Here is a 5453-nt window from a genome sequence, read left to right as displayed (position 1 = left end):
TGGCCTGCTGGCCTGACGAGATCCGCGGCTACGGGCATGTGAAGGAGAAGAACCTGGCGAAAGCCCGGCAGCTCCAGGCGGAGCGCCTCGCCGCCTTCAACGCGCCGGTGGTGCTGATGAAGCGGGCATGATGCCGAGCATGGGGTCGGGCCTGGCCCGGCTCCGTGCGTCATGCATCCTCCGTGGCGTCGAGTTCATTCTATTTTCCTCGGTTGTCCTCCCCGAACCAGACGTAAACCCAATGCTGGCGCGGGTTTTCCCTCCACTGGCCGGATCACCCGATGGGTGAAGCTGAAGGGGTTTATGGAACGCGCTGAGGGCGGCAGGAGGGACTGTGGGGGCGACTTCAGTCGCCCGCGGACGTCGATCAAGGGCATGCCTGTGATCGACGCGTGGGTGGGCGACTGAAGTCGCCCCTACAAGTCGCCCATGCAACTCGCCCCTACAGGAGAGACCGTATCGACCGTCAGATGACGCGTCAAACGGAGGAAATCAGGTTCATTCGACCTCAGGCTTTGGCCAAAGGCTTGCCGGTCATCCGTGTGAAGCGGTCGAATGAATTTGACCCCGCAGGTCGGTACGTCCTGCATCCCTCAGACTTTCCCCAAGGACACCCATGATTCCACGCAAGGACTGGTCCGTCTCCGCAGTCACGGCGGGCTTTTTGGCCGTCCTCATTTCCTATTCCGGGCCGCTGGTCATCTTCTTCCAGGCCGCCCAGTCGGCCGGGGTGGCCCCTGACATGATCTCGTCGTGGGTGTGGGCGGTCTCCATCGGCGCGGCCCTGTCGGGGATCTTCCTCAGCGTTGCCCTGAAGGTGCCGGTGGTCACCGCCTGGTCGGCGCCGGGGACGGCGCTGCTGGTGACCCTGTTTCCCGGCCTGTCCCTCAATGAGGCGGTGGGGGCCTACCTGACCACGGCGGTGATCCTGTTCCTCATCGGTATCTCAGGCTCCTTCGACCGCCTGCTCAAGCACATGCCCAAGGGCATCGCCGCCGGCATGATGGCCGGCATCCTGTTCCAGTTCGGCGTGAAGGCCTTCAGCGCTGCCAGCAGCGCACCGCTGCTGGGCTTCGGCATGATCGCCGCCTATGTGATCCTGAAACGCCTCACGCCGCGCTATTGCATGATCCTGGTGCTGCTCGTCGGGGTCGCCCTGGCCAGCCTGCTGGGCAAGGCCGATCTCGGGCATGTGCAACTGGGGCTGGCCACGCCGGTGTTCATCCGCCCGGAGTGGAGCTGGAGCGCGACGCTGAGTCTTGCGCTGCCCCTGGTGCTGGTCAGCATCACCGGTCAGTTCCTGCCGGGCATGGCGATCCTGCGCAGCTCCGGCTACACCACGCCTGCCCGGCCCATCATCGCCGTGACCGCCATCACCTCGGTGGTGGTGGCCTTCTTTGGCGGCATCACCATCGTCATCGCCGCCATCACCGCCGCCCTGTGCACCGGCCGCGACGCCCACGAAGACCCGGCCCGGCGCTACGTGGCCGGGGTGTCCAATGGCCTGTTCTACCTGATCGGCGGCGCCTGCGGTGCCACCATCGTGTCCCTCTTCACCGTGCTCCCGCCGGCCTTCGTGGCGGTGCTGGCCGGCCTCGCCCTGATCGGTGCGATCACCGCCAACATCATGGGCGCCATCAACGAGGCCGATCATCGGGAGGCATCCGTCATCACCTTCCTGGCCACCGCGTCCGGCATGAGTTTCCTGGGGTTGGGGTCCGCTTTCTGGGGTGCGATCATCGGCCTGGTGGCCTACCTGGTGTTGCATCGGAAGTGGCGGGTGAAGTCACCCGGGGAAAGCCCCTGAAGCGGCGCTAAAGTGTGCGGGCTTCCAGTGGGGGCGACTTCAGTCGCCCGCGGACGTTGATCAAGGGTATGCCGGTGATCGGCGCGCGGATGGGCGACTGAAGTCGCCCCTACAAGTCGCCCCTACGGGAGAGACCGTATCGACCTTCAGACGACCATGCCCCTGCCTCACTCCTTCTTCTTCAACCGGTAATTCAGCTGCGGGCGGGTGATGCCCAGGCGGCGGGCGGCGCCGGAGAGGTTGCCGCCGGCTTCCTTGACGGCGTGCTGGATGAGGGCCTGTTCCAGCTCGTCGAGGCTAACGCCGGTGTGCATCACCTGGCGGCACAGCACATCCATGTCGCCGGTGCCGGGGGCTGCTGCCAGGTTGCCGGTGGCGTCGATGCCGTGGCTGACAGCTTCGAAGTCCTGGGGCTCGGCGAACAGATGCTCGACCTCGATGGGTTCGTTCTGGGGGGAGAGGATCATGCCGCGCTCAATGAGGTTCTCCAGCTCGCGGATGTTGCCCGGCCAGGTGTGGCCCTTGAGGGCGCGCAGGGCCTTGTCGGTGAGGCCGGGTACGCGCTTGCCGTGCAGGGCGCCGAAGCGCTGCAGCATGGATTCCACCAGCAGGGGGATGTCGGACAGGCGTTCGCGCAGGGGTGGGATGACCACCGGGTAGACATTGAGGCGGTAATAGAGATCGCTGCGGAAGCGCCCGGCCTTCACGGCGGCCTGCAGGTCCACGTTGGTGGCTGCCACCAGACGCACGTTGATCTTGCGGGTGCGGTCGTCGCCGAGGCGTTCGATCTCGCCCTCCTGCAGTACCCGCAGCAGCTTGGCCTGGGCGGCGAGGGGCAGTTCGCCGATCTCGTCGAGGAAGAGGGTGCCGCCGTCGGCCCGCTCGAACTTGCCCATGCGTGACACTTGGGCGCCGGTGAAGGCGCCTTTTTCGACACCGAAGAGCTCGGACTCGATCAGGTCATGGGGCAGGGCGGCACAGTTGATGGCCACGAAGGGGCTGCTGGCCCGGCCGCTCATCTCGTGCAAGGCGCGGGCGAAGCGCTCCTTGCCGACGCCGGTCTCGCCCAGCAGCAATACCGTCACCTGGGTGGCGGCGGCTTTCTCGATCAGGGTGTAGGCGTGGCGGAAGCCGGAGGAGGCACCGATCAGGTTCTGGCGCGGCAGGCTGCGTTCGAGGGAGGCGCGCAGGGCGTCCACCTGGCTGCGCAGCTCGAGCATGCGTCCGACGATGGAGTCGGCCTCATAGAAGGGGGTGTGTTCGGCGGCGTCAGGCCATTCTTCCACCGGCTTGCCGACGATGCGGCAGTGGTTGCTGCCGGTGGCGGAACATTCGACCTCCTTGAACAGGATGAAGCGCCCCATGAAGGCCGAGGTGTAGCCCGAGGCGTAGCCGATCTCCATCCAGCACACCGGATGCTCGGCGTGGCCGAACTCGCGCACGTGCACCTCGGCCTCGCAGGAGTTCTCCCAGATGAACTCACCGAAGAAGTGCCCGCCCTCCAGGTCGAAATCCAGCTTCACCGGGGAGACATGCACCATGCCTTCGAGCATGTGCAACTGGGGGCCGACTACGAAGGCGTCCTGCAGGCTCTGGCCGACGCGGATCTTCTTCGCCAGCTCGGCATCCCGCGCACCGGAGGCGTAGCCCATGCGGGTCAGGATGCGGCGGGCCTGGTCGATGCCCACCGAGTTGATGAGCTCCTTGCGCAACTCCGCCAGGGCAGCTGCGTGCATCAGGATCATGCGGCTCTCGCCGAGCCAGATCAGCCCCTTTTCGGCACAGAAATGCACAAGGCTACGCAGGTCGTTGTTTTGCGGGTAGCGGATGTCGCTCAAGTCTTCTCCTCCGGAAGTCCTTCGCTGCTCGATAGGAATTGTGGTGTCCGGCCCGGAGGCCGCGGCAGCGGAAGGCATCGCCTTATACCACGCATGGAGAGTGTATTCGTGGCATGCCTTCACGGCAGCCGTCACGCACTTATCAACTTGCGTTATCGGCTGATTAGCGATAATAATACAAAATCTCGAGAAAAATGGCGAGCCAGGTGTTTTGACCAAGGTCACCGCAGCGTGACCGTGCCCGGGCCGCCCACCAGGAGGAGACGATGGCCGAGAAGTACCGCATTCATATAGAAAACAGCGGGGAGGATTTCGCCTGTGCGTCCGACCTGAGCCTGCTGCGCGGCATGGAAGTGCTGGGCCGGCGAGGCATCCCCGTGGGTTGCCGGGGCGGTGGCTGTGGTGTGTGCAAGGTGCACGTCGATACCGGCAGCTACGAGGCCCGCAAGATGAGCCGCGCCTGCATCAGTGAGGAAGAAGAAGCCGGCGGCGTGGTGCTGGCCTGTCGGGTGTATCCCCGGGGTGAAATGTCGGTGACCGTGGTGGGCAAGATGTGCAAGGCCCTTGGTCAGGCGGGCGCCGGGGCGGAAGCCTCAACAGGCGGCCCTGCAACTTGAGCGTTGCCAATCCATCCGCCCCTGCAGAGGCAAGGTGTAGGGGCAACGTGTAGGGGCGACTTCAGTCGCCCATCCACGCGTCGAACACAAGCAAACCGTTGATCGAAGCCCGCGGGCGACTGAAGTCGCCTCTACGGTCCCTCCAGTCACCGTGTTTGCGTCTGCTTCAGGGAGGCCTGCCGAGGAAAGCAGGATGAACTCGACCCTGCGTGGGCCCTTGTGAGTATTTGCATCAACCCGTTCCTTCAACCAGGATCACTGCCCGTCTTCTTCACCTCCCTCTCCCGGCGGGCTACCTGGTTTTCAACGGCCGTCACTGTCAAGTGATGGCCGTTTTTTTCATGTCAGTTCCCGGCCCGGCTCGCTAGCCACCTGCGCCAGCTACCCAGATGGGTGATGTCTTCTGCGCCCTCCAGGCCGGCGCTCTCGCAGATGAAGCCGCTCACCAGGCTGCCGTCTTCGAGGCGCACCTTGCCGATGCCCAAGGGTGCCGGGATGCCGCCGACGAAGCTGCCGAACTCGCTGGCGGGCAGTTCCCACACTTCCATCTCGATGCTGGCGCCGCCCTCGGCCACCCGGACCATGCCGGGGCGCAGGGGCGGGCCGCCGGCCAGGGCGTAGAAGCGGTATTCCGGTGCTGACCGCACCGCTCCGATCAGCCGGGCGCCGCGCTGGGTGAGCTGGCTGTTGAGGGGCAGGCCGGACAGGTGGGCGCCGCACACCGCCACCCGGACCATGCCATTGTCGGCAGGCTCGGGGATGACCGGCGCAGCAGCCAGGACCTTGCCGGTAGCGCCGGCCGGCAGCCGGGTGTCGGCCTGCCAGCGGCCTGCCAGTTCCAGCAGCGGCATGTCCTGGTGGGCCGGGGCGAACAGGGTGACGCCGAAGGGCAGGCCGTCCGGGCGGATGGCGGCGGGCACGGCGACGGCCGAATAATCCAGCAGGTTCATGAAGTTGGTGTAGTAGCCCAGGTCCGTGTTGATGCGGATCGGGTCGGCCTCCACCGCGGCGATGGTGGGGTGGTAGCCGGCGGTGGGCGTGAGGATCAGATCCACGCCCTGCCATACGGCATCGCACCTGCGCTTCAGGGCCTTGAGCCGGTACTGGGCGTCAAAGGCCTCCACAGCGCTGGCCCGTGCCCCGCCGAGGGTGATCTCCCGGGTGACCGGAAAGACCGACTCGGGCTGGACT

General features: G+C 65.8%; 4 protein-coding genes. 2 read left to right on the top strand and 2 right to left on the bottom strand.

Annotation, left to right across the window (positions count from 1 at the left end; translation table 11 throughout):
- Window positions 1-616: 616 nt before the first annotated feature.
- A complete protein-coding gene (locus J0L98_RS20960) occupies window positions 617-1807 on the top strand; it encodes a benzoate/H(+) symporter BenE family transporter (RefSeq protein WP_296414120.1) in 1191 nt (396 codons plus the stop codon).
- A 167-nt stretch (window positions 1808-1974) separates the two neighbouring features.
- Here the strand turns inward: J0L98_RS20960 and J0L98_RS20955 are convergent, their stop codons facing one another.
- Window positions 1975-3645, bottom strand: a complete 1671-nt coding sequence (locus J0L98_RS20955; RefSeq protein WP_296414118.1) for a sigma-54-dependent Fis family transcriptional regulator — start codon at window positions 3643-3645, stop codon at window positions 1975-1977.
- A gap of 266 nt (window positions 3646-3911) precedes the next feature.
- On the opposite strand from J0L98_RS20955, the gene J0L98_RS20950 reads away from it, so the two are divergent.
- Window positions 3912-4262: a 2Fe-2S iron-sulfur cluster binding domain-containing protein gene (locus J0L98_RS20950; RefSeq protein ID WP_296414116.1), complete on the top strand. Its 351-nt coding sequence runs from the start codon at window positions 3912-3914 to the stop codon at window positions 4260-4262.
- Between the two features lie 344 nt (window positions 4263-4606).
- Here the strand turns inward: J0L98_RS20950 and J0L98_RS20945 are convergent.
- A partial coding sequence (locus J0L98_RS20945) for an amidase family protein (protein ID WP_296414115.1) occupies window positions 4607-5453 on the bottom strand: 847 nt, incomplete at its 5' end.

The organism is Zoogloea sp. (genome assembly GCF_017302315.1).
GTDB lineage: Bacteria > Pseudomonadota > Gammaproteobacteria > Burkholderiales > Rhodocyclaceae > Zoogloea.
This window is presented reverse-complemented; position numbering and strand designations above follow the sequence as displayed.

Bases quoted from the DNA above. Each gene is read 5' to 3' on its own strand.
- J0L98_RS20960 (WP_296414120.1), top strand. From the start codon at position 617: ATGATTCCACGCAAGGACTGGTCCGTCTCCGCAGTCACGGCGGGCTTT.
- J0L98_RS20950 (WP_296414116.1), top strand. From the start codon at position 3,912: ATGGCCGAGAAGTACCGCATTCATATAGAAAACAGCGGGGAGGATTTC.